The organism is Oceanithermus desulfurans, from assembly GCF_014201675.1.
Taxonomy (GTDB): domain Bacteria; phylum Deinococcota; class Deinococci; order Deinococcales; family Marinithermaceae; genus Oceanithermus; species Oceanithermus desulfurans.
The window spans coordinates 234354-253561 of sequence record NZ_JACHEZ010000004.1; the positions used below are offsets into that span (position 1 = coordinate 234354).

The 19208-nt window shown below is 71.8% G+C and carries 22 protein-coding genes; 13 read left to right on the forward strand and 9 right to left on the reverse strand.

Annotated elements, in window-relative coordinates; translation table 11 throughout:
* The first annotated feature begins 9 nt into the window (after positions 1–9).
* From HNQ05_RS06820 to HNQ05_RS06855, 8 genes are all read left to right on the forward strand, one after another.
* Complete coding sequence (locus HNQ05_RS06820) at positions 10–549, forward strand: YceI family protein (protein WP_147148120.1); 540 nt, start codon at positions 10–12, stop codon at positions 547–549.
* Positions 546–1370 carry a cytochrome c3 family protein gene (locus HNQ05_RS06825; RefSeq protein ID WP_147148122.1) on the forward strand — a complete coding sequence of 275 codons (825 nt, stop codon included), beginning with the start codon at positions 546–548 and terminating at the stop codon, positions 1368–1370. Before HNQ05_RS06820 ends, HNQ05_RS06825 begins: the two co-directional genes overlap by 4 nt.
* Positions 1371–1372: 2 nt before the next feature.
* On the forward strand, positions 1373–1804 hold the full coding sequence (locus tag HNQ05_RS06830) for a hypothetical protein (RefSeq protein ID WP_147148124.1): 432 nt from the start codon (positions 1373–1375) through the stop codon (positions 1802–1804).
* A complete protein-coding gene (locus tag HNQ05_RS06835; protein WP_147148127.1) occupies positions 1801–2463 on the forward strand; it encodes a response regulator transcription factor in 663 nt (220 codons plus the stop codon). Before HNQ05_RS06830 ends, HNQ05_RS06835 begins: the two co-directional genes overlap by 4 nt.
* Positions 2460–3716 (forward strand): sensor histidine kinase, encoded by a 1257-nt coding sequence (locus tag HNQ05_RS06840; protein ID WP_147148129.1) that lies wholly within the window; start codon positions 2460–2462, stop codon positions 3714–3716. Before HNQ05_RS06835 ends, HNQ05_RS06840 begins: the two co-directional genes overlap by 4 nt.
* The gene (locus HNQ05_RS06845; protein WP_147148131.1) at positions 3709–4479 is read left to right on the forward strand and encodes a hypothetical protein; all 771 of its coding nucleotides are present in this window, start codon (positions 3709–3711) and stop codon (positions 4477–4479) included. Before HNQ05_RS06840 ends, HNQ05_RS06845 begins: the two co-directional genes overlap by 8 nt.
* A 60-nt stretch (positions 4480–4539) precedes the next feature.
* On the forward strand, positions 4540–5244 hold the full coding sequence (locus tag HNQ05_RS06850; RefSeq protein WP_147148133.1) for a peptidase M4: 705 nt from the start codon (positions 4540–4542) through the stop codon (positions 5242–5244).
* An 82-nt stretch (positions 5245–5326) separates the two neighbouring features.
* Positions 5327–8065 (forward strand): heavy metal translocating P-type ATPase, encoded by a 2739-nt coding sequence (locus HNQ05_RS06855; protein WP_147148135.1) that lies wholly within the window; start codon positions 5327–5329, stop codon positions 8063–8065.
* Between the two features lie 57 nt (positions 8066–8122).
* Here the strand turns inward: HNQ05_RS06855 and HNQ05_RS06860 are convergent, their stop codons facing one another.
* The 6 genes from HNQ05_RS06860 to HNQ05_RS12210 all read right to left on the reverse strand — a co-directional run bounded on the left by HNQ05_RS06860 (position 8123) and on the right by HNQ05_RS12210 (position 11787).
* The gene (locus tag HNQ05_RS06860) at positions 8123–8419 is read right to left on the reverse strand and encodes an HU family DNA-binding protein (RefSeq protein ID WP_013457196.1); all 297 of its coding nucleotides are present in this window, start codon (positions 8417–8419) and stop codon (positions 8123–8125) included.
* A 60-nt stretch (positions 8420–8479) separates the two neighbouring features.
* On the reverse strand, positions 8480–9178 hold the full coding sequence (locus tag HNQ05_RS06865; RefSeq protein ID WP_147148137.1) for a lysophospholipid acyltransferase family protein: 699 nt from the start codon (positions 9176–9178) through the stop codon (positions 8480–8482).
* 8 nt (positions 9179–9186) lie between these two features.
* Positions 9187–9918, reverse strand: coding sequence for an endonuclease V (locus HNQ05_RS06870; RefSeq protein ID WP_147148139.1), 732 nt, complete (start codon positions 9916–9918; stop codon positions 9187–9189).
* Entirely contained in the window at positions 9915–10802 is an 888-nt protein-coding gene (locus HNQ05_RS06875; RefSeq protein WP_147148141.1) for an SIS domain-containing protein, read from the reverse strand. Before HNQ05_RS06875 ends, HNQ05_RS06870 begins: the two co-directional genes overlap by 4 nt.
* A 29-nt stretch (positions 10803–10831) precedes the next feature.
* Positions 10832–11584, reverse strand: a complete 753-nt coding sequence (locus tag HNQ05_RS06880; protein ID WP_147148143.1) for a hypothetical protein — start codon at positions 11582–11584, stop codon at positions 10832–10834.
* 74 nt (positions 11585–11658) lie between these two features.
* On the reverse strand, positions 11659–11787 hold the full coding sequence (locus tag HNQ05_RS12210) for a hypothetical protein (protein ID WP_260147625.1): 129 nt from the start codon (positions 11785–11787) through the stop codon (positions 11659–11661).
* Positions 11788–12048: 261 nt separating this feature from the next.
* On the opposite strand from HNQ05_RS12210, the gene HNQ05_RS06885 reads away from it, so the two are divergent.
* Entirely contained in the window at positions 12049–12693 is a 645-nt protein-coding gene (locus HNQ05_RS06885) for a DUF3153 domain-containing protein (RefSeq protein WP_147148145.1), read from the forward strand.
* On the opposite strand, the gene HNQ05_RS06890 is transcribed toward HNQ05_RS06885, so the two are convergent.
* Positions 12647–13492: a GNAT family N-acetyltransferase gene (locus HNQ05_RS06890; RefSeq protein WP_147148147.1), complete on the reverse strand. Its 846-nt coding sequence runs from the start codon at positions 13490–13492 to the stop codon at positions 12647–12649. The two genes, HNQ05_RS06885 and HNQ05_RS06890, sit on opposite strands and share 47 nt — an antisense overlap.
* Positions 13493–13517: 25 nt before the next feature.
* Positions 13518–14144 carry a histidine phosphatase family protein gene (locus HNQ05_RS06895; protein ID WP_147148149.1) on the reverse strand — a complete coding sequence of 209 codons (627 nt, stop codon included), beginning with the start codon at positions 14142–14144 and terminating at the stop codon, positions 13518–13520.
* 34 nt (positions 14145–14178) lie between these two features.
* On the opposite strand from HNQ05_RS06895, the gene HNQ05_RS06900 reads away from it, so the two are divergent.
* Positions 14179–15126, forward strand: a complete 948-nt coding sequence (locus tag HNQ05_RS06900; protein ID WP_147148151.1) for a diacylglycerol/lipid kinase family protein — start codon at positions 14179–14181, stop codon at positions 15124–15126.
* Here HNQ05_RS06900 and bshA read toward each other — a convergent pair.
* Positions 15123–16205, reverse strand: coding sequence for an N-acetyl-alpha-D-glucosaminyl L-malate synthase BshA (gene bshA / locus HNQ05_RS06905; protein ID WP_147148152.1), 1083 nt, complete (start codon positions 16203–16205; stop codon positions 15123–15125). The two genes, HNQ05_RS06900 and bshA, sit on opposite strands and share 4 nt — an antisense overlap.
* 78 nt (positions 16206–16283) lie before the next feature.
* Here bshA and HNQ05_RS06910 point away from each other — a divergent pair, with 78 nt between their 5' ends.
* The 3 genes from HNQ05_RS06910 to hisB are packed head-to-tail and all read left to right on the forward strand — an operon-like array spanning position 16284 to position 19201.
* Entirely contained in the window at positions 16284–17492 is a 1209-nt protein-coding gene (locus HNQ05_RS06910; RefSeq protein WP_147148154.1) for an MgtC/SapB family protein, read from the forward strand.
* A gap of 55 nt (positions 17493–17547) precedes the next feature.
* Positions 17548–18636, forward strand: a complete 1089-nt coding sequence (locus HNQ05_RS06915; RefSeq protein ID WP_147148156.1) for a pyridoxal phosphate-dependent aminotransferase — start codon at positions 17548–17550, stop codon at positions 18634–18636.
* Positions 18617–19201: an imidazoleglycerol-phosphate dehydratase HisB gene (gene hisB, locus HNQ05_RS06920; RefSeq protein WP_147148158.1), complete on the forward strand. Its 585-nt coding sequence runs from the start codon at positions 18617–18619 to the stop codon at positions 19199–19201. Before HNQ05_RS06915 ends, hisB begins: the two co-directional genes overlap by 20 nt.
* The last annotated feature ends 7 nt before the right edge of the window (positions 19202–19208 follow it).

Below are 19208 nucleotides of genomic sequence, written 5' to 3' on the forward strand. Positions count from 1 at the left end.
GGAGTGTGGATGCGAACGAAAGGATGGTGGCTCCTGCTGATCATGGCCTTCGCGCCGGTGCTGGCGGCGAACGCCTACGACGTCAGCGGCCGCATCGTTTACGAAGCGAAGGGCCCGATCGGCGCCTTCAAGGGGGAAAACACCGCGGTGAGCGGCGCGCTGAGCTGGGACCCCGGGCAGCAGGCCGCCTCGGGCCGCGTCTGCGTGGACCTGACGGCCTGGGACTCGGGCGAACCGCTGCGCGACAAGCACACCCGCAGCATGTTCGAGACCGACGTCTACCCCGAGGCCTGTTTCGAGCTCGAGGGCGTGCGCCCGGCCGCCGCGGCGGACGAGATCGTCCTGGAGGGCCGGCTCACGATGCACGGCGTTACGCTGCCGCTGGAGATCCCCGGAAAGCTGGTGCAAAAGCCGGACGGCCGGCTCTACTTTGCGGGCTACTTCGAGACGCGGATCAGCGACTGGGGAATGAAGCGGCCCAGCATGATGGGCTTCAAGGTGCGGGACCTGGTCAAGGTGTGGGTCTACGGTGAGGGGGTGCCCAGATGAGGCTTTCGCGCCTGGGCTGGGTCGCGCTGCTGCTGCTGCTGCTCGGCCTGGTGCTGGCCGAGGGCGGGCGCTACCTCTGGGTGACCGTGGATCCCGAGACGCAGGCGCTGGGCCTCTCGGACGGCTCGCCCCTGCCGGCGGGGCTCGAGGGCCGCGTCGTGCCCGGGCAGTTCGTCGAGGTGAAGAACGGCCGCTTCGAGATCAAGAAGGACTGGCGGCCGCCGCTGGACATCGAAAAGACCTTCGCCCCCAAGGACGCGCGCCGCGTCGTCTTCAGCCACGAGCGCCACTTCGCGGCGCTGGGGGCCAAGGGGGCGGCTTGCGAGAGCTGCCACGCCAGCCTGGACGAGGCCGTGAGCTGGCCCAGCCGGGCTCCGGATCCGGCGCTCGAGCCCCACGCCGAGACCTCCCAGGGGCGCTTCTGTTCCAGCTGCCACGACGGGGAGCGGACCGTGCTCGACGCGACCGCTAAGATGGAAGGGGCCCGGCCGCCGGTAGACGCGCGCATCTTCACCGCCTTCGGGCGCGACGGCGACGCGAGCTGCAACCGCTGCCACGCGCCGGCGGACCACGGCCAGGACTTCGTGCCCTGGCACGGCGAGGAGGCCGAGGACGGCCGCGCCGCCGCGAACTGCACCGACTGCCACCGCGGCGCCGACGCGATCACGCCGGAGGAGACCCGGCAGGCACAGGCGTTCTATCATGATCAGATGAAGCTGCTGCGCGACCCCGAGAACGCGCAGGCGTTCAACACGACGCTGCCCAACAACTTCTGCGCCTACTGCCACGGCCTCGACCTCAAGGCCTGGAGGGGGGACTAGCCGTGAGCTGGATTCGCAAGCGCTTTCCCGTACTGGTGATGCTCTGGATCGCCGGCAGCTTCGGGATGCTTGCGCTCGAGCTGCTGATGACCGGGCACACCGAAGAGACCCAGATCCTGGGCGTGCTCGCCAGCGCGGCCGGGGCGCTGATCGCCCTGCTGGCGGTCTTCGTGCCCCGGCTGCGGGTGGGCTGGCTGGTGGGCTTCCTGGTCGTGGGCCTCTTCGGACTCGTGGGCACCGCCCTGCACTGGGGGGAGGCCGGCGAGTCGGACGGGGCGGCCTACGCGGCCGCGCGGTACGATGACGACGAAGGCGAGGAGGGCGAGGGCGAAGAGGCCGCGCCGCCGCTGGCGCCGCTGGGCCTGACGGGGCTGGCGGCGCTGGGAGGGCTGGCGCTCTACGCGCGGGACGAGGAGGCCGGGGAGGTCGAATGAGGATCCTGCTGGTCGAGGACGAGGCGTCGCTGCGTGAGCCGATGGCGGCCTACGTGCGCAGCATGGGGTACGACGTCGACGAGGCCGACTCCATCGAGGCGGCCCGCGAGGCGCTCTACGACGCCGAGCCCGACCTGGTGATCCTCGACGTGATGCTGCCGGAGGGCGTGGACGCCGGGTTCGAGTTCGCCAGCGAGCTGCGCGAGGCCGGGTTCGACGGTCCGGTGCTCTTCATCACCGCGCGGGACGCGGTGGAGGACCGGGTGCGCGGCCTCGACCTGGGCGGCGACGACTACCTGACCAAGCCCTTCAGCCTCGAGGAGCTGGCCGCGCGGGTGCGGGCGCTGCTGCGGCGGCAGGGGCCGGTGCGGCGCAGCTTCTTCGAGCGCGGGCCCCTGCGGGTGGACTACGCGGCGCGCAAGGTGCACTGGCAGGGCCGCGAGGTCGCCCTCTCGGGCCGCGAGTTCGCGCTCATCGAGCTCTTCACGCTCCACCCGGACCGGGTCTACAGCGCCGAGGAGCTGCTCGAGCGCCTCTTCCCGGGCACCGACTCGGGGCTCAAGATCGTGCGCGTCTACGTGCACCGGTTGCGCACCAAGCTGGGCCCCGAAGTGGTGCAGACCGTGGCCGGCGGCTACCGGCTGGGGTTGGAACCGTGAGCCTGAGGTTGCGCATCGCCCTGGGCACCGCGGCCATCGCCGCGGTGGCCGCGGGGCTGCACTTCGTGGTCGGTTACCTCAGCTTTTCGGAGCTGCTGCGCGAGGACATTCAGCGCGACCTCGAGGTCTGGTCGGGGGCCGTGGCCGGCACCCTGGTCTTCCAGCAGGGGCGGCCGGCGCTCGCGGGCTCCGACTGGCCCTGGGTGAGCGCCGGCGGCTCGCTGGGGTTCCGGGTGCGCAAGGGCAACGTCATCTACATCGAGGGCGGGGTGCTGCCCGAGGCGGCCGACCCGAACTGGGTCTGGACGGAGAAGCCCCTGCAGGACGGCTACGTACTCGAGCTGGTGGCCTACGTGGGCGAGTACCGCAAGGCGCTGGCGGGGCAGCTGCGGGCGGGCCTGGTGAGCCTGCCGCTCGTCGTCCTGCTAGCCAGCGGCCTGGGCTGGTGGCTCGCGGGGCGGATCGCCCGCCCCATCGGCCAGCTTTCCGAAGCGGCCGACGCCCTCTCGCAGATGCGCTTCCCCGACCCCGTGCCGCCTCCGCCGGGCGACGACGAACTCTCGCGGCTGGCCCGCAGCTTCAACCGCATGGTCTTCGCGGTGCAGGGGGCGCTCGAGCGCGAACGCGCCTTCACCCGCTACGCCTCGCACGAGCTGCGCACCCCGCTGGCCACGATGCAGGCGCAGCTCGAGGCCCTGGAAGCGGGACTCACCCCCCAGGAGCGGGCGCTTCCGGAGACGCGCAAGGCCATCGAGCGGATGCGCGGCATCCTGGAGGGCCTGCTGACGCTCAGCCGCGAGCCCCAGGTGACGCTCGAGCCCCTGCCCGCGGGCGCGCTGCTGCGCTCACTCGTCGCGGGCCTGGGAAAGGCCGCGGAGCGCGTGCGCCTGGAGCTGCCCGACGAGGAGGTCTGGGTGGTGGGCGACGAAGAGCTCCTCAAGCGCGCGCTGGGGAACCTGATCGACAACGCGCTCAAGTACAGCGAAGGGCCGGTGGAGGTGCGCCTGACCGCCGAGGGGGACGAGGCCGTCCTCAGCGTGCGCGATCACGGCGACGGCGTCACCGAGGAGCAGCTCGAGCGGCTGGCCGACCCCTTCGTGCGCTTTCACACCCGCGTCGCGGGGACCGGCCTGGGCCTTTCGCTCGCCAAGCAGGCGGTGCAGGCCATGCGCGGCCGCCTCGGCTTCGAGCCGGCGCGGCCGGGGCTTTGCGCCTCGCTGCGCCTGCCGCTGGTGGAGGACGCCGATGCCTAGGTGGATGCGCACCCTTTTCGCCGTGCTGCTGCTGGCGCGCCTGCTGCCCGGCTGGGCGCTGGCCGTCGGCGACCCCGCCGCGGCGGCGCCCGCGTTTGCGGGTGATGCCGCTCCGCTGGCGGACGCGTCGGGGCCCGCTCTCCACGACGATGACGACGGCGGAGACGACGGCGACGACGACGGTGGCGATCGCGGCGGCGGCCACGACAACGGTTCCGACGACGGCCACGAAGGCGGATCGGGGAGCGACGACGGACACGAGGACGACGGGCACGAGACCTACGACCGCCAGTACAGCTTCTACGGTCAGGTCCGCTGGTCGGGCGAGCGCACCATCGTGGGGAGCCGCGAGCTCGTCGGGGACGACCCCTGGCTGCCCTACCTGGCGCCGGGCATGCGGCTCGAGGTCAAGGGCGAGGTGCAGGGCAGCCGCATCCGTGTGAGCAGGATCGAGATCAAGTACCCCACGGTCTGGGCTTACTACCTGGGCCCGGCCCAGGTGATCGGCCTCGAGGGCGGCTGGATCCGCGCCTGGCTCTCGGGCTCCGCGGGACGCGACCTCTTCAAGCTGCTGCCCGCAGCCGGCGAGACCACGCCGCTGCTGGTGGCCTGCTACGAGCGCGGCAGCTGGCGCTCGGTGCCGCTCGGCCTGCGCCCCGACGCCCGCCCCCCGGAAGACGGCTGGTGGCGGCTTACCGGAAGCCTCAGCGGCTCCGGGGTCGCCTGGACGCTCGCCGGCCGCCTGCCGGGCGACTGCGACTGACGCCTGCGCTTTACCCAAGCTTTACAAGCCGCCTTCACAATGCCCGTGGAGGTGGATGAGATGAAAAAAACGACCTACATCCTCACGGCGGTACTCGGACTCACGGCGCTGGCTCTGGTCTTCGCGCAGGGCATGATGGGCGGCTACGGCTACCCCCAGGGTTCGGGCTATGGCTACGGCAGCGGCGGTTACGGCATGATGGGCGGCTACGGCGACGCCTCACCCTGGGGCGGACCCGGCTACGGCATGGGCGGCATGATGGGCGGCTACGGCATGGGCGGCATGATGGGCGGCGTCTACCTGCCCGACGCGCGCCCGCTGGCAGAGGACGAGGCCAAGGCGCGGCTGCAGTCCTTCGTCGACCGCTTCGCCCCGGGGGCGAAGGTCCGCGACCTCATGGCCTTCTCGCAGAACTACTACGCTCAGATCGTTGACGAGAGCGGCCGCGGCCTGGGCGAGGTGCTGGTCGACCGCTACACCGGCGCGGTCTATCCCGAACCCGGCCCCAACATGATGTGGAACCGCGGGCCCGCGGGCTGGAGCGCTCCGGCGCGCTACGACCTGGAAGCGGCGAAGCAGCTGGCCGCGGACTTCCTGAACGGCTTCCTGCCGGGCGCGCGGATCATGGAGGAGCAGGCCTTCTCGGGCTACTACACCTTCGACTTCGGTCGCGACGGCATCGAGGGGATGCTCTCGATCAACGCCTACACGGGCGAGGTCTGGGTGCACAGCTGGCACGGCCCCTTCCTCGGGGAAGACGAGTAACCTTGCGAAACGGCCCGAAGCTCGCAACCGTACAACCCCACCCCGGGAGGGGTGGGTGTATACTTACCAGGAGGGGTGAGGCATGAGTGAACGAAGCATAACCATTGGCATCGAGGGCATGACCTGCGCGAGTTGCGTGACCCGCGTGGAACGGACCCTGGCGCAGCAGCCCGGCGTGCGCAAGGCCAGCGTCAACCTGGCCACCGAGAAGGCGACGCTGGTCCTGGAGGCGGGGGCCGAGCTCGAGCCGCTGCTCGAGGCGGTGCGCGAGGCGGGGTACACCCCGCGCGTGGAAACCGTGACGATCGGCATTGAGGGCATGACCTGCGCGAGCTGCGTCTCGCGGGTGGAGCGCGCCCTTTCGAAGCTCGACGGCGTGCTCGAGGCCACGGTCAACCTGGCCACCGAGAAGGCCACCGTGCGCTACCTGCCCGACACCGTCACCCTCGCGCGCATCGAGGCCGAGATCCGCGAAGCGGGGTACACCCCGGTGAGCCAGGAGGAGGACGAGGCGGCCCCGACCACGGACGCGACCCTGACCGGTTTCGTGCGCGACCTGCGGCTGGCCACGTTGCTGACCATTCCGCTGGTCATCATCAGCATGGGCCCCTTCGTCGTCCCCGCCTTGGGTGACTGGATGGAGTCGATCGCGGCGGGGCAGCTCTGGCGCTGGCTGGAGTTCGTGCTGGCGACGCCGGTCATCTTCTACGCCGGCCGGCGCTTCTTCCGCGGCGGCGTCGCCGAGCTGCGCCACAAGAGCCCGGGCATGAACACCCTGGTGATGTTCGGTACCTCGGCGGCCTACCTCTACTCGGTGCTGGCGCTGGTCGCCCCGGGGTTGTTCCCCGAGGGCACCGCGCACACCTACTTCGAAGCCGCGGGCGTGATCGTCACGCTGATCCTCCTGGGCAAGTACCTGGAGGCGGTGGCCAAGGGGCGTACCTCGGAGGCCATCCGCAAGCTGATGGAGCTGGGGGCCAAGAAGGCCCGGGTGGTTCGCGACGGCCGAGAGGTCGAGCTGCCCATCGAGGCCGTGGTGCCCGGCGACCTGATCCGGGTGCGGCCGGGCGAGCGCATCCCCACCGACGGTGAAGTGGTCGAGGGTGAGGGGTACGTGGACGAGTCGATGCTCACCGGCGAGCCGGTGCCGGTGCTCAAACGCGCCGGCGACGCGGTGGTGGGCGGAACCGTCAACCAGAACGGCAGCCTCCTCTTCCGGGCGACCCGGGTCGGCGCGGACACCGTGCTCTCGCAGATCATCCGCATGGTCGAGGAGGCCCAGCAGTCCAAGCCGCCGGTGCAGGAGCTCGCCGACCGCATCGCCGCGGTCTTCGTGCCCATCGTCCTCGTCGTCTCGGTCGTCACCTTCGCGGTCTGGATGCTGGTGGGGCCCGAACCCCGGCTCAACTACGCCTTCATCGCTTCGGTGAGCGTGCTGCTCATCGCCTGCCCCTGCGCCATGGGGCTGGCGACGCCCACGGCCATCATGGTGGCCAGCGGCCGCGGCGCGCAGATGGGCGTGCTCTTCCGCAAGGGCGTGGCCATCGAGGGGCTGGCGCGCATCGATACGGTGGTGCTGGACAAGACGGGAACGATCACCAAGGGCCGTCCGGAGCTGACCGACCTGCGCACCGCCCCGGGGTGGCGCGAGGACGAGCTGCTCACCCTGGCGGCCGCGGTGGAGCAGTTGAGCGAACACCCCATCGCCCAGGCGGTCCGCGAGCGCGCCGAAGGCCTGACGCTGCCCGAGGTTGGCGACTTCGAGGCCGTTCCCGGCTTCGGAGCCCGCGCCCGCGTGGCCGGGCGTGAGGTCGCCGTGGGCGCGGCCCGGTACATGGAGCGCCTGGGGTTGGACACCGCGTCCTTCGCGGCGGAGCAGGCCCGGCTCGAGGACGCCGGCCGCACCGTGATCTACGTCGCGGTGGATGGCGAGGTCGCCGGCCTGATCGCGGTTAGCGACCCGGTCAAGGCGGGCAGTCAGGAGGCCGTCGCGGCCCTGCGCGGCGAGGGTCTGCACGTGGTGATGCTGACCGGGGACTCGGAGCGCACCGCCCGCGCGGTGGCCCGCGAGGTCGGCATCGACGAGGTGATCAGCGAGGTGCTGCCCGCCGACAAGGCCCAGGTGGTGCGCGACCTGCAGGCGAAGGGGCGGCGCGTAGCCTTCGTGGGCGACGGGATCAACGACGCCCCGGCGCTGGCGGGGGCCGACGTGGGCGTGGCCATCGGCACCGGCACCGACATCGCCGTCGAGGCCGGCGACGTGGTGCTGATGCAGGGCGACCTGCGCGCCGTGGTGCGCGCGAGGGCGCTCGCGAAAAAGACGCTGTCCACGATCTACTGGAACTTCTTCTGGGCCTTCGGTTACAACACCGCGCTGATCCCGGTCGCCGCGGGGGTCTTCTACCCCTTCACCGGCCTGCTGCTGCAGCCGGCGCTGGCCGCGGGCGCGATGAGCCTCTCGAGCATCCTGGTGCTCACGAACTCGCTGCGCCTCCGCTACTTCCAGCCGCCGCAGTTCGCGGGCGAGGCGGCCCCGCAGGTCCCCGCGCCGCGCAGCGGGGCCCGGGTGCTGCTCTACACCAGCCCCGGCTGCCCCGACTGCGCCGCGGTGAAGGCCTGGCTCGAGGCGCGTGGCGTGGCCTACGAAGAGCGGGACCTGAGCCGCCCCGAGACCGCCGACGAGGCGGTGCGGAACTACGGCGTGCGGGTGGCCCCGATCACCGTGATCGACGGCCAGGCCCACTGGGGCACCTTCGCCGAGCAGCGACGGGTGCTGGAGCAGCGTCTGGGCGCCGGTGTGCCCGCCGAAGCGGCGGGCTGAGCCCACCCCGACCAAAGAAAAAGCAGGCCCGCGGGCCTGCTTTTTCGCGTACGGTCTTTATACGCGGACTTTTTCCTTCAGCGCCTTGCCGGGTTTGAAGGCCGGGTACTTGGAGGCGGGGATCTTGATCTTTTCGGTGGTGCCGGGCTTCACGCCGGTGCGGGCCTTGCGCTTGCGCACCTCGAAGGTCCCGAAGCCGGTGAGCTGCACCTTGTAGTCGCGGTCGAGGAAGGTGGCGATCTCGTCGAGGAAGGTATCGATGCAGGCCTTCGCGTCCTTCTTCTTCAGCCCGGTGATCTCGGCGACGTGGTTGACCAGATCCGATTTCGTAACCGTCTTCTTCTTGTTTGCCATACGTACACCTCCTTGAATATTGCTTTCCTTACGGACTATACCACGCCTTGCCCCCAAAATTCAAGCCTGGTCCGCGTTTTCTGGCGTTTCTTGCTGTAAGGTTGTTTTTTTCAAGTATCCTTCCGGTAAGTAATCCTCAGGCAGCAACCGGGCCACGGCGGCCTCGATCCGGCGCGTTGCTTCTTCCAAATGGGCCTTGTCGAGCCGCTCCGCGGCTCCGCCCAGATCGATGGGATCGCCGATGACGACGCGTATTCTGCCTCCCAGGCGCGGCCGGCTCCCCGGAGGCCAGACCTCGCGGGTGCCGACGATGGCCACCGGCAGGACGCGGGCTCCGGTGCGCAGCGCGATCGCCGCGGCGCCCGTCTTGAAGGGTTCCAGGTGGCCGCTGCGGCTGCGGCGACCTTCGGGAAAGATTCCGAAGGCCATGCCGGCGCGCAGCGCCCGGATGGCGGCCTTGACGGCGGCCAGGTCGCCGGAGCCGCGCTCCACCGGGATGGCGTAGAGCTTGCGCAGCAGCCAGCCCAGGCCGGGGATGCGGAAGAGGTCGCCGCGGGCGATGAAGGCGATGGGCCGGGGCAGCACCACCCCGATCACCAGCGGGTCGATGAAGGAGTGGTGGTTGGCGGCGATGACGACGGGCCCCTCGGGGGGGACGCGGTCCGCCCCCTCCACCTCGATTCGGTAGAGGAGGCGCAGCAAGCCGCGCACGATGCGTTTGACCGTGCGGTAGACGAGGTTCGGACGCGACCGGGCCACAACTCGTTTTACCCGATATCCTGGCGGCCTACCAAGCCCAGCCGCCGCGCCCGCCCCGCCCAGAGGTGGGCCTGGCGCAGCGGCTCGGGCAGCTTCGTCGTCCGCGGCAGGGCGAGCACCGCCTCGAGTGCCTCGTTCATCCCGATGCGGTGCCCCGGAGAGACGTAGACGGGCTTCACCCGCGCCCGTGTGCGCACCACCCAGCCCACCTGCCGCCCCCTGGCGCAGGGGGTGCCGACCGGGGCGTCCTCGGCGCAGAGGGGCACGGCGGAGCCGGCGGCCTCGGCGAGCGCGCCCACGGCCTCGCCGAAGAGGCGGCTCTTGGCGACGCCCAGACTGGAGAGCCCGGTGTGCACCCCCAGGTGGGCGGCGATGCCCAGACCACGGGGGTGGGCGATGCCCTGGCCGTCCACCAGCAGCGCGTCGGGATCGGCCCCCAGGGCCTCGAGCGCGGCGAGGTAGACCGGAGCCTCGCGGAAGGAGAGGTAGCCGGGCACGTAGGGGAAGACCTCGTCCGCCGGCACGCGGGCGATCCCGACGGCCAGCGCCCGCGCGGCCACCACGTCCCACAGCACCGCCGCGGCCACGAGGGCGCCGCCCCGGCGGATCGAGGCGTCGAGCGCGGCCAGCCGCCGCACCCCCGCCCAGCTGCCGGCCAGTTCGACGCGGGCGGCCAGCTCCCGCTGCAGCGCCCCCGCCGCCGCCAGGTCCAAAGGGCGGGGAAAGGGCGGCGGCTTCACGCTTCTTCGCGCAACCGCGCCAGCACCTCGGCGTCGGCGGGGTTCTGGCCGTAGAGGATGGCCAGGTAGTACGAGGCCCAGGCGACGAAGTACCAGGCGGCCATCATCTCGGGGATCAGCCCCTCGGCCGGCGGTTCGGGGAGCTCGAGCACGGTGTCCACCCGCGTTTCCAGAATTTCGACGGCCAGGCGGGTGCGCTCGTCCTCGCCCACCACCACCGCCGCCAGCGGGTCGCCTTGCTCGTGCCGCGCCTCCAGCGCGGTGATGAAGAACTCGAGGCTGCCGGGCGGCGGCGCAATGGAGAGGCTGCCGCCGATGCGGGCGAAGGTCTGCTGCAGCGCGGCCGCCAGGCCGCGGTAGCGCTCCGACACCACCCAGACGGGGATGCGCTCGATCAGGTTCCAGGCAAAGAACTTGGCGGGGTTGTCCTCGGTGGGCACCTCGGGCCCAAGCCCCGCGGCCAGGGCCTCGAGGGCGCGGTCCACCCGGGCTCCCGCCTCGGCCTCGCCCGTGGCCTCCTGCAGGAAGCGCAGGTAGCGGTAGGGGCTGAGCGGGTGGGGCGCCACCGGCACGTCCACCGCCTCGCCGAAGCCCACGCGCACCACCCGCGCGCCGCTGGCCTCGGCGGCGGCCACCGCGCCGCCGGCGGCCCCCAGGTCGAGCCCGCCCTGCAGGACGAACTGGGTGCCGCCCTCGGTCATCAGCCGGGGGATCCAGAGATGGGCCAGCTCCGCGGGCCACCAGGCCTCGCCGAAGCCCACCACCCCGTAGGGGGCGGGGTAGGCCTCCTCGGGGCGGGGGAAGTCGCCGGGGAGCCGGGTCAGGTCGCGGTGCAGCTGTTGTTCGTCGACCTTGTAGTCCTCGTGGGCGTCGAGGTTGCGCATAGGTTAAGCCTAGCAGGTGCGGGCTTGAATTAGCTGCCTTCCCCCCGTGTTCGGAGCTCGAGCATTACCAGACCGATGCCCATCGCCAGCAAGCTTGGACCCAGAAGGGCGAGGGTGACCCAAGCGGTCGCGAGGGGGGCGTTCCAGGCCTGAGCAAATCCCGTGGGCCACACGAAAGCTACCAGTGCTGCGAGCAACACACCACCGCCACCCAGCAAACTGAGACTAAGGGCTGGTAATAAAAAGAGCCAATGGCCGCCATTGTCCAACGGGGCGAGCCGTGACAGCGCCAAAACCACTAAGTACGCGGCCGCATACGGTAGGGCTGCAGCCAGTGGGTTAACGAAGAGCAGGGGCACTGCGTAAGCCAGTGAGAGGAGCAGAAGCCCGAAGGGGAGCTTGGTCGCCGTCGGGCCTGAGAGAGTTGGGGCCAGCAACAAGATTAGCAACGGCAAACCCAGCGTTGTAAACGCCAACAGTTCGCTCATGGGCGGACAGGCGTCAAGGTAACACGAGGCGGTTCCGATGGCCGCCGCGACGGCCCCGATCAGAACCACGCTGGCCACCAACAGATAAGAAATCGAGGCTCCCATCGAGCGGAGTGAAAACCATGTGGCTACCACCCAGATCAGCCCCGTGAGCGTGAACCTGATGACCGTACCCGTGAGTTTAAGGTTCGGTTCGTACATGTAAGCAATGCCACCGGTGGAATAGAACACCGTTGCAGCCGTGGCAAGGAAGAGCAGCGCGGCTAACAAAACATAAGTAAACTTGTTTTCCATTGCCTACATAATAACTTACAATCAGTAGTCAAGGTGACCTGGCGGTATCTGCTTCTTGACGTTGCGGATCCGGTCTAGGATTGCTCGCAGCCTGCGGTAGCGGCCCCGACATACGGGTTTACGTTCTCGAGGAGCCGGGTCAGGTCGCGGTGCAGCTGTTGTTCGTCGACCTTGTAGTCCTCGTGGGCGTCGAGGTTGCGCATAGGCCTAGCTTAGCAGCGAAACCGGGAGGTGCCTTCTCGTTTAATCTTGGGCCCGCGGAACCGGCCACAAGAACCGTCTACACTAGCCACGCGGCCAGGGGAAGAAAGGGCAGCAACACGGAGCGCGATGCTTGCCCGAAAACCCAGGGAGGTGACCAGCTCCGCGGCGGGCGCGACGAATATAGCCAAACGATGTACAGTACGCCAGCCAATCCGCATTCGCCAAGGTCTCCTCATGGTCTGGCGGTATAAGCAGTTCATATGCGTGCGACCCGTAGGACCGCTTTCGCTCTGATCCTGGTCGGGTTTGTACTGGGTTTGTCCGGCTGCCTCGAGACCGAGGCCAAGCTGACCTGGCATCCCGACGGATCGATCGACCTCAAGGTGCGGCTCGAGGGCGACGCGCTCTCGGGGCAGGCGCAGCAGATCGCGGACCGGCTGCGCCTGAGCGGGTTCCGTGACGTGAGCTTCTCGGCCACGCGCCTCAGCGCGGTGCAGCCGCTCAAGCTGGCGGGCTGGGACCGCTTCAGCGGCTGGTTGCCGGGGCGCTTCGCTTACGCCGACCGCAGCGGCCTGGTCCTCTCGCGCACGAGCTGGGTCGTCTTCGAGGACTACGCCCTCGTCGGGACCCTCGACGTGGGCCGGATCACCGAGCTGCCGTCGTTCGTGCGCGCGCTGGGGCTCCCCTTCGTCTTCAAGGTCGAGGCCCCCTGGCCCGCCCTGAGCAGCAACGCCAGCCGGGTGGAGGGGCGCACCTACGTCTGGCGGGCGCGGCTGGGCCAGCCCTTTCCGGTGCGTATCGTCTACCGCCGCTGGTACCCGGAGCGGGCCCTGGCCCTCGTCCTGGCCCTGGGGGCGGTCAGCCTAGTTCTTTGGCGTAGGTCACGACGGCGTCGGCGAGTTTGAACCCCAGGCGTTCGTAGAGGGCGATGGCCGCCTTTTCGTGGTCGTGGGCGCGCACCTTGAGCTCGCGGGCGCCGCCGCCGAAGGCGTAGTCCGCCGCCGCGGCCAGCAGCGCCCGGCCCACGCCGCGGCCCCTGGCCTCGGGGACGACGCCCAGGTAGGCGATCTCGGCGGCGTCGGGGGTGGTTTCCAGCTCCACCAGCCCCACCGGCCGCTCCCCTTCGAAGGCGTACCACAGGTGCACGTCGGGGCGCTGGAAGTGCTCGATCAGCTCGAGCGCCGACCAGCCCAGGCGCAGGCTCCAGGTGTCCTCGCTGCTGCGGTAGAGCTCGCAGTAGACCTCGGGGTCCAGGTTCTCCACCCGCTCGAGGCGCACCCCTGCGGGCGGGGGGTAGGCGAGGTCGCGCGGGGGCGTGGTGAAGAAGTAGGAGGTGTGCACGGGCGCGTAGCCCCACGTCTGCAGCGCCGCGCGCAGGCTGCGGTTGGCCTCGTGCGGGAAGGCGTAGAGGGTGTGCCAGCCGCGGGCCGCCGCCTCGCGGTCGGCGTGTTCGAGGAGGGGCGCGGGGTCGGCCTCGCGCACCAGCGGCCCCTCGAGGGCGCCGCCCTGGCGGAAGGGGTAGAGGGCGGCGTAGCCGGCGAGGCGCTCGCCCAGCTCCAGGACCCACCCCTCGTCGGCGGCCCACCAGAGCTCGTCCTCGCTGCGGGCTTCGGGCGCGAGCACCCGGCGGGCGGGGTCGGCGTCCATCCAGCGCAGCAGCGCGAGCAGACCGCCAAGGTCTTCGGGGCGCACCGGCCGTACCATGGTTGCCTTGATTGTAGCACCGCCCTCAGCCGTTCAGACGCGCCAGCACGCCGTCCGCGCCGTAGAAGCGCAGCTCGGTCCAGGCGGCGTAGTCCTGCTCCAGCCGCAGCCCTTCCGCGAGCGGCAGGAAGGGGAGGGCGAGGCGCAGCGCCACCCGGTTCACCGTGCAGTTGCCCACCAGGACCACGTCCCCGCCCGGGTGCCGCTCGAGGAGCCGTTCCAGCAGCGGGCGGGTCCGCCGCTCCACGTCGACCAGGCTTTCGCCCCCCGGGGGCGCGAAACCTGCCTCGTCGTGCTTCCAGCGCTCCACGTCGGCGGGCCAGCGCCGGCGCACCGTCGCGAAGTCCAGCCCCTCCCAGTCGCCCCAGGCGCGTTCCCGCAGCCCCGGCTCGAGGGTGTAGGGTGCGCCCAGCCGCTCGGCGAGGAGCCGCGCCGCCTCGGTTTCGGCGAGGCTGTCGGGGGCGTAGACGTGGGTTACCGCCGCCTCCAGCCGGGCGGCCAGGCCCGCGAGCGCGTCCCGGCCGGCGGGCGTCAGCGGCCGGCCGGGGTGGCTGTAGAGCACGCCGCGCGGGTTTTCCACCGGTCCCGCGCGCGTGAGCCAGAGCCGCGTCGGCGGCGGGGCGCCGTCCAGGAAGCGCGCGAGCATACCCATGAGGGCATTATCCCACGGCGTATAAAATGGGCGAATGGACCCCGCGGTCATCATCGTGAACCCGGCGGCCGGCCGCGGCCGGGTCGGGGGGCAGCTCGCGCGCATCCAGGCCTGGGTGCGCAGCTGGGCGCCCGAGGTGCCCGTCTGGGTCACCGAAGGCCCCGGCCACGCCAGCGAGCTGACCCGGCGGGCCCCGCCGGACGCGCGGGTGGTGGCCGTGGGCGGCGACGGTACCGCCCACGAGGTGGTGCGGGCGCTCGGTCCCGGCCAGGTGCTGGGGCTGGTGCCGGTGGGCTCGGGCAACGACATCGCGCGCATGGCGGGGCTGCGCCGCGTCGGGCTCGAGCGCGCGCTCGCCACCGCGCTCTGGGGCGGGATCGTGCGCTACGACCGCGGGATCGTCGATGGGGAGCCCTTCGCCTCCAGCGCCACCGCCGGCCTTGACGCCGCCGTGGCGCGGCGCGCCTTCGCCGCGCCCCGTTACCTGCGCGGCCTGCCGCGTTACCTGTGGGCGCTGGTCGCGGAGCTGCGGGGACTGGCGCTGCCCGAAACGCGCATCGAGGTTGACCGCGAGGAGGTTTACGCCGGGCCCATGCTGCTCGCCGCGGTGATGAACAGCGCGACCTACGGCGGGGGCTTTCCCATCGCGCCGATGGCGCGGCCCGACGACGGGCGGCTCGAGCTCGTCTGGGCGGGAGCCTTCACCCGCCTCGGGGTCCTGGGCATCCTGCCGCGGCTGCTCGCCGGCCGCCACCTCGGCCACCCCCGGATCGGCCACCGCTCCGGGGTGCAATTTCGCCTGAGCTTCGACCGGCCGGTGCCGATTCAGGCGGACGGCGAGGTCCTCCCGGAACGGGCCGAGATCGAGGTCGTGATCGAGCCTGCGGCCCTGCCGATCGCCGCCGACCCCGGCGCCCGCGAGGGCACCCCGGCGCTGGAGGAGGCGCGGCCGGTCACGGCCATGCCCGAGCCCACCGTCTAGCCGCCGCGGTACAGCTCCAGGTAGCGGTCGACGACGGCCTCGGGGTCGAAGCGCTCCCGGGCGTCAGCGCGCGCCGCCCGTCGCATCGCGGCCAGGCGGTCGGGGTCGGCCAGCAGCTCGGCGCTGGCGCCCGCCTGGCCGTAGACGTCGCCCAGCTCGACGAGCCAGCCGGTCTCGCCGTGGCGCACGACCTCGCTGAGGCCGCCCACGCGCGCGGCCACCACGGGCACCCCCGACGCCAGCGCCTCGAGCGCGGCGAGGCCGAAGGACTCTTCCTGGGAGTGCAGCCAGAACAGGTCGGCCGCCCCGACCACCTCCTCGGGGTGGGGCGTGGGCGGCAGGAAGCGGACCCGCTCGCGCACCCCCAGCTCGCGCGCCACCCGGGCGGCCTCCGGCCGCTCGGGCCCCTCGCCGAGGAAGACCAGCCGCGCCCGCACCCCCAACCGCAGCAGGTGGGCGAAGGCGCGCACCAGGTCGGGGGTGCGCTTGATGGGGCGGAAGTTGGAGGCGTGCACGATCATGACCTCTCCGGTCTCCACGTAGCGCGCCTTGCGGTCGGGGCGGGGCCGGAAGCGGGCGGCGTCGACGAAGTTGGGCACCACCTCGGCCGCGACCCCGAAGACGACGCGCGCCTGCTCGGCGAGCGAGCGCGAGACCGCGGTGACGCGTCCGCGGGCCAGCGCCCGAGCGGTCACCTCGCGGAAGGCGGGGTCGAGGCCCAGCTGGTTCACGTCGGTGCCGTGCAGCGTGTGCAGCACCGGCAGCTCGAGCTCCGCCAGGCGGGCGCTGGCGGCGTGGGGGACGGCGTAGTGGGTGTGCACGACCTCGAGGGCGTGCTCGCGCGCCGCCGTGCGCAGCGCCCCGGCGGCGGCCAGACCGTAGAGCGAGCCCGGGAGCACGGCGTGGTCCGGGGCGCGCACCGGGAAGAAGCGCACGCCGCTGGCCGCGTCGAGGCGAAAGGGGCGGCGGCTGGAGACGAGCACGACGGTGTGCCCGCGCGCGGCCAGGCGCATGGCCAGTTCCGCGGCGACCGTGCCGCTGCCGCCGAGGCCGCCGTAGGCGAGCAGTCCGATGCGCATCGCCCCCAGTCTACCCACCCGGCGGCAGGGGCGGACGCCCGTTGCCGCAGGGGGCGGCGCGGGTGCAGACTGAGGTCAATGGAAAGCTCTTTGACGGGGCTGGCCCTGGCCACGCTGGTCGGGTTCGCCGTGGGGCTCGAGCGCGAACGCGCCAAGCGCGAGCGCGAGACCGGCGCGCTGGGCGGGGTGCGCACCTTCGCGCTGATCGGCCTCCTCGGGGGGCTCGTGGGGGTGCTGGGCTCCGGGGCGCTGGCGCTGGCGGGCTTCCTGGTGGTCGGGGCGCTGGCGCTGTGGTCGCTCACCCGCGCTCCCGGAGCCACCAGCGAGGTGGCGGCGCTCGTCGTCTACCTGCTGGGCCTGCTCGCGGGCGAGGGGCAGGCCACCGCGGCGCTCTTCGGGGGGCTGGTGACGCTGGGGCTGCTCACCTACCGCGAGCGGCTGCACCGCTGGTCGGCGCAGATCGGCGAGGAGACGCTGGAAGCCGCGGTGCTGCTGGCGCTCCTGTGGGGGGTGGTCTGGCCGCTTCTGCCCGAGGCCGGCTACGGCCCCGGTGGGGTGCTGCGGCCGCGCGAGGTGTGGCTGATGGTGCTGCTCGTCGCCGCGGCGAACTTCGCGGGCTTCGTGCTCACACGCCTGTGGCGCGAGCGCGGCCTCTACGCCGCGGCCCTCGCCGGGGGGCTGGTCTCCTCGACCGCGGTGACCGTCTCCATGGCGGCCCGGGCGCGCGAGCACCCGGCGTCCTGGCGCAGCTGGGCCGTCGCGGCGGGGCTGGCAACGGTGCTGATGTACCTGCGCGTGCTCGTCTGGGTGGCGCTGTTCGCCCCGGCGCTGCTCGCACTGCTGGCGCCGGCGCTGGCGCTGTGGGCGCTGGTGAACCTGGTCGTCTGCCTGCTGCTGGCGCGCGGCGGCGGGGGCGGCGGGGACTTCGAACTGAAGAACCCGCTGGGTTTGGGGGCGGCGCTGCTCTTTGGGGGGCTTTACGCCCTGATCAAGCTCGCGGCCTACGCCGCCGGGGTCTGGCTGGGCGCCGCCGGGGTCTACGCGGTGGCCGCGCTCTCGGGGTTGCAGGACCTGGACGCGATCACCCTCAGCATGGCGCGCCTCTTCAGCCAGGGCGGGCTCGAGGCGGCGCTGGCGGTGCGGGCGGTCCTGCTCGCCACCCTGGTCAACAACGCCGTGAAGGCGACGCTGGGCTACCTGGGGCACCCGCGGATGGGGCTGGCGCTGGCGCTGGCGCTCCTCCCCGGCGCCCTCGCCGCCTGGGCGTGGATGGCCTACTTCGCCTGACGCGGCCGCCGGCGCCGGTTCGACCCGCCTGCGGCCCTGGGGTACAATCGGGGACGTGAAGGCCTTCAAGCCCCGCCTGCTCGCCCTGCCCGACTACCCCTACACCGCCCGGCAGGCCCTGATCAAGCTGGACCAGAACGAGAGTCCCTACGGCCTGCCGCCCGAGCTGAAGGCCGAGCTGGCGGCGCGGCTCGAGGCCCTGCCCCTGAACCGCTACCCGGAGATGCACGCCGAGAGCCTGGCCGAGCGCATCGCCGACTTCGAGGGCTGGCCCGAGACCGGGGTGGTGGTGGGGCCCGGCTCCAACACGATCATCACCGCCCTCGTCGCCGCCGCCCAGCGCGTCCTGGACGTACAACCCTCGTTCGCCCTCTACCAGCACGCCGCCGAGCTGCTCGGCGTCCCCTACCGCGCCGTCCCCCTCGAGGAGGGGTTCCAGCTGCCCCTCGAGGCGTTGCTCGCGGCCCTGGCCGAAGAGGAGTCCCCGGGGGTCTTCTTCCTTCCCAACCCCCACACCCCCACCGGGCACTTCTTCATGCAGGAGCGGGTCCAGATTCTTTGCGAGGCCGCGGCGCAGCACGATTGGCTGATGGTCATCGACGAGGCCTACTACCAGTTCGCCCCCGCCGACCTCAAGCGGCAGGCCCTGGGCCAGCCGCACCTGGGGGTGCTGCGCACCTTCTCCAAGGCGTGGGGGCTGGCCGGTGCACGCGCGGGTTACCTGCTCGCCTCCGAGGAGGCGGCCCGGGTGGTGCGCCACCTGCTGCCGCCCTTCGGCATCCCCGCCCCCACCGCGCTCGCCGTCGAGCTGGCCCTGGAGCACCCGGGCTACGTGACCGAGGCCGTGGAGAAGGTGCGGCGCGAACGCGAGCGCGTCTACCTGGAGCTGAAGGCCCACCCCACCTGGACGGCCTACCCCAGCCACACCAACTTCCTGCTGGTGCGCACCCCCGACGCCCAGGCCGCCTACGAGGGGCTGCTGAAGCGCGGCATCCTGGTGCGGCGTCAGGATCATGTTCCCGGTCTCGAAGGGGCGATCCGGGTGACGATCGGCACCCCCGTCGAGAACGACGCCTTCCTGCAGGCGGCCTTCGAACTGGCCAAGGAGGAGAAGGAGATCGCGGATGCGGCAAGCGAAGATTGAGCGGATCACGCGCGAGACCGAGGTGCGGCTGACCCTGGACCTCGACGGGCCCACGGGCGGGAAGATCGCCAGCGGCCTGCCCTTCCTCGACCACATGCTCGAGCAGCTGGTGCGTCACGGACGTTTCCGGCTCGACCTCGACGCCCGCGGCGACCTCGAGGTGGACGTGCACCACCTCGTCGAGGACGTCGGTATCGCCCTCGGCATGGCCCTGGAACGCGCTCTCGGCGACCGCGTCGGCCTCGAGCGCTACGCCAGCGCCTTCGCCCCCATGGACGAGACGCTGGTGCACGTCGTCCTCGACTTCTCGGGCCGCCCCTACCTGGCCTTTGCGCCCGAGTCGCTCGACGTCGTGGGCGAGGCCGGCGGGGTCAACGTCTACCACCTGCGCGAGTTCCTCCGCGGGCTGGTCAACCACGCGGGGCTGACGCTGCACCTGCGGGTCCTGGCCGGCCGCGAGGCCCACCACGTCATCGAGGCGGCCTTCAAGGCGCTGGCCCGGGCCCTCTTCGCCGCCACCCGCGTGACCCGCGACGACCTGCCCAGCAGCAAGGGCGTGCTCTAGCCGGCCG

Bases quoted from the DNA above. Each gene is read 5' to 3' on its own strand.
- HNQ05_RS06820 (WP_147148120.1), top strand. From the start codon at position 10: ATGCGAACGAAAGGATGGTGGCTCCTGCTGATCATGGCCTTCGCGCCG.
- HNQ05_RS06825 (WP_147148122.1), top strand. From the start codon at position 546: ATGAGGCTTTCGCGCCTGGGCTGGGTCGCGCTGCTGCTGCTGCTGCTC.
- HNQ05_RS06835 (WP_147148127.1), top strand. From the start codon at position 1,801: ATGAGGATCCTGCTGGTCGAGGACGAGGCGTCGCTGCGTGAGCCGATG.
- HNQ05_RS06845 (WP_147148131.1), top strand. From the start codon at position 3,709: ATGCCTAGGTGGATGCGCACCCTTTTCGCCGTGCTGCTGCTGGCGCGC.
- HNQ05_RS06850 (WP_147148133.1), top strand. From the start codon at position 4,540: ATGAAAAAAACGACCTACATCCTCACGGCGGTACTCGGACTCACGGCG.
- HNQ05_RS06855 (WP_147148135.1), top strand. From the start codon at position 5,327: ATGAGTGAACGAAGCATAACCATTGGCATCGAGGGCATGACCTGCGCG.
- HNQ05_RS06860 (WP_013457196.1), bottom strand. From the start codon at position 8,419: ATGGCAAACAAGAAGAAGACGGTTACGAAATCGGATCTGGTCAACCAC.
- HNQ05_RS06875 (WP_147148141.1), bottom strand. From the start codon at position 10,802: ATGCGCAACCTCGACGCCCACGAGGACTACAAGGTCGACGAACAACAG.
- HNQ05_RS06880 (WP_147148143.1), bottom strand. From the start codon at position 11,584: ATGGAAAACAAGTTTACTTATGTTTTGTTAGCCGCGCTGCTCTTCCTT.
- HNQ05_RS12210 (WP_260147625.1), bottom strand. From the start codon at position 11,787: ATGCGCAACCTCGACGCCCACGAGGACTACAAGGTCGACGAACAACAG.
- HNQ05_RS06885 (WP_147148145.1), top strand. From the start codon at position 12,049: ATGCGTGCGACCCGTAGGACCGCTTTCGCTCTGATCCTGGTCGGGTTT.
- HNQ05_RS06890 (WP_147148147.1), bottom strand. From the start codon at position 13,492: ATGGTACGGCCGGTGCGCCCCGAAGACCTTGGCGGTCTGCTCGCGCTG.
- HNQ05_RS06895 (WP_147148149.1), bottom strand. From the start codon at position 14,144: ATGGGTATGCTCGCGCGCTTCCTGGACGGCGCCCCGCCGCCGACGCGG.
- HNQ05_RS06900 (WP_147148151.1), top strand. From the start codon at position 14,179: ATGGACCCCGCGGTCATCATCGTGAACCCGGCGGCCGGCCGCGGCCGG.
- bshA (WP_147148152.1), bottom strand. From the start codon at position 16,205: ATGCGCATCGGACTGCTCGCCTACGGCGGCCTCGGCGGCAGCGGCACG.
- HNQ05_RS06910 (WP_147148154.1), top strand. From the start codon at position 16,284: ATGGAAAGCTCTTTGACGGGGCTGGCCCTGGCCACGCTGGTCGGGTTC.
- hisB (WP_147148158.1), top strand. From the start codon at position 18,617: ATGCGGCAAGCGAAGATTGAGCGGATCACGCGCGAGACCGAGGTGCGG.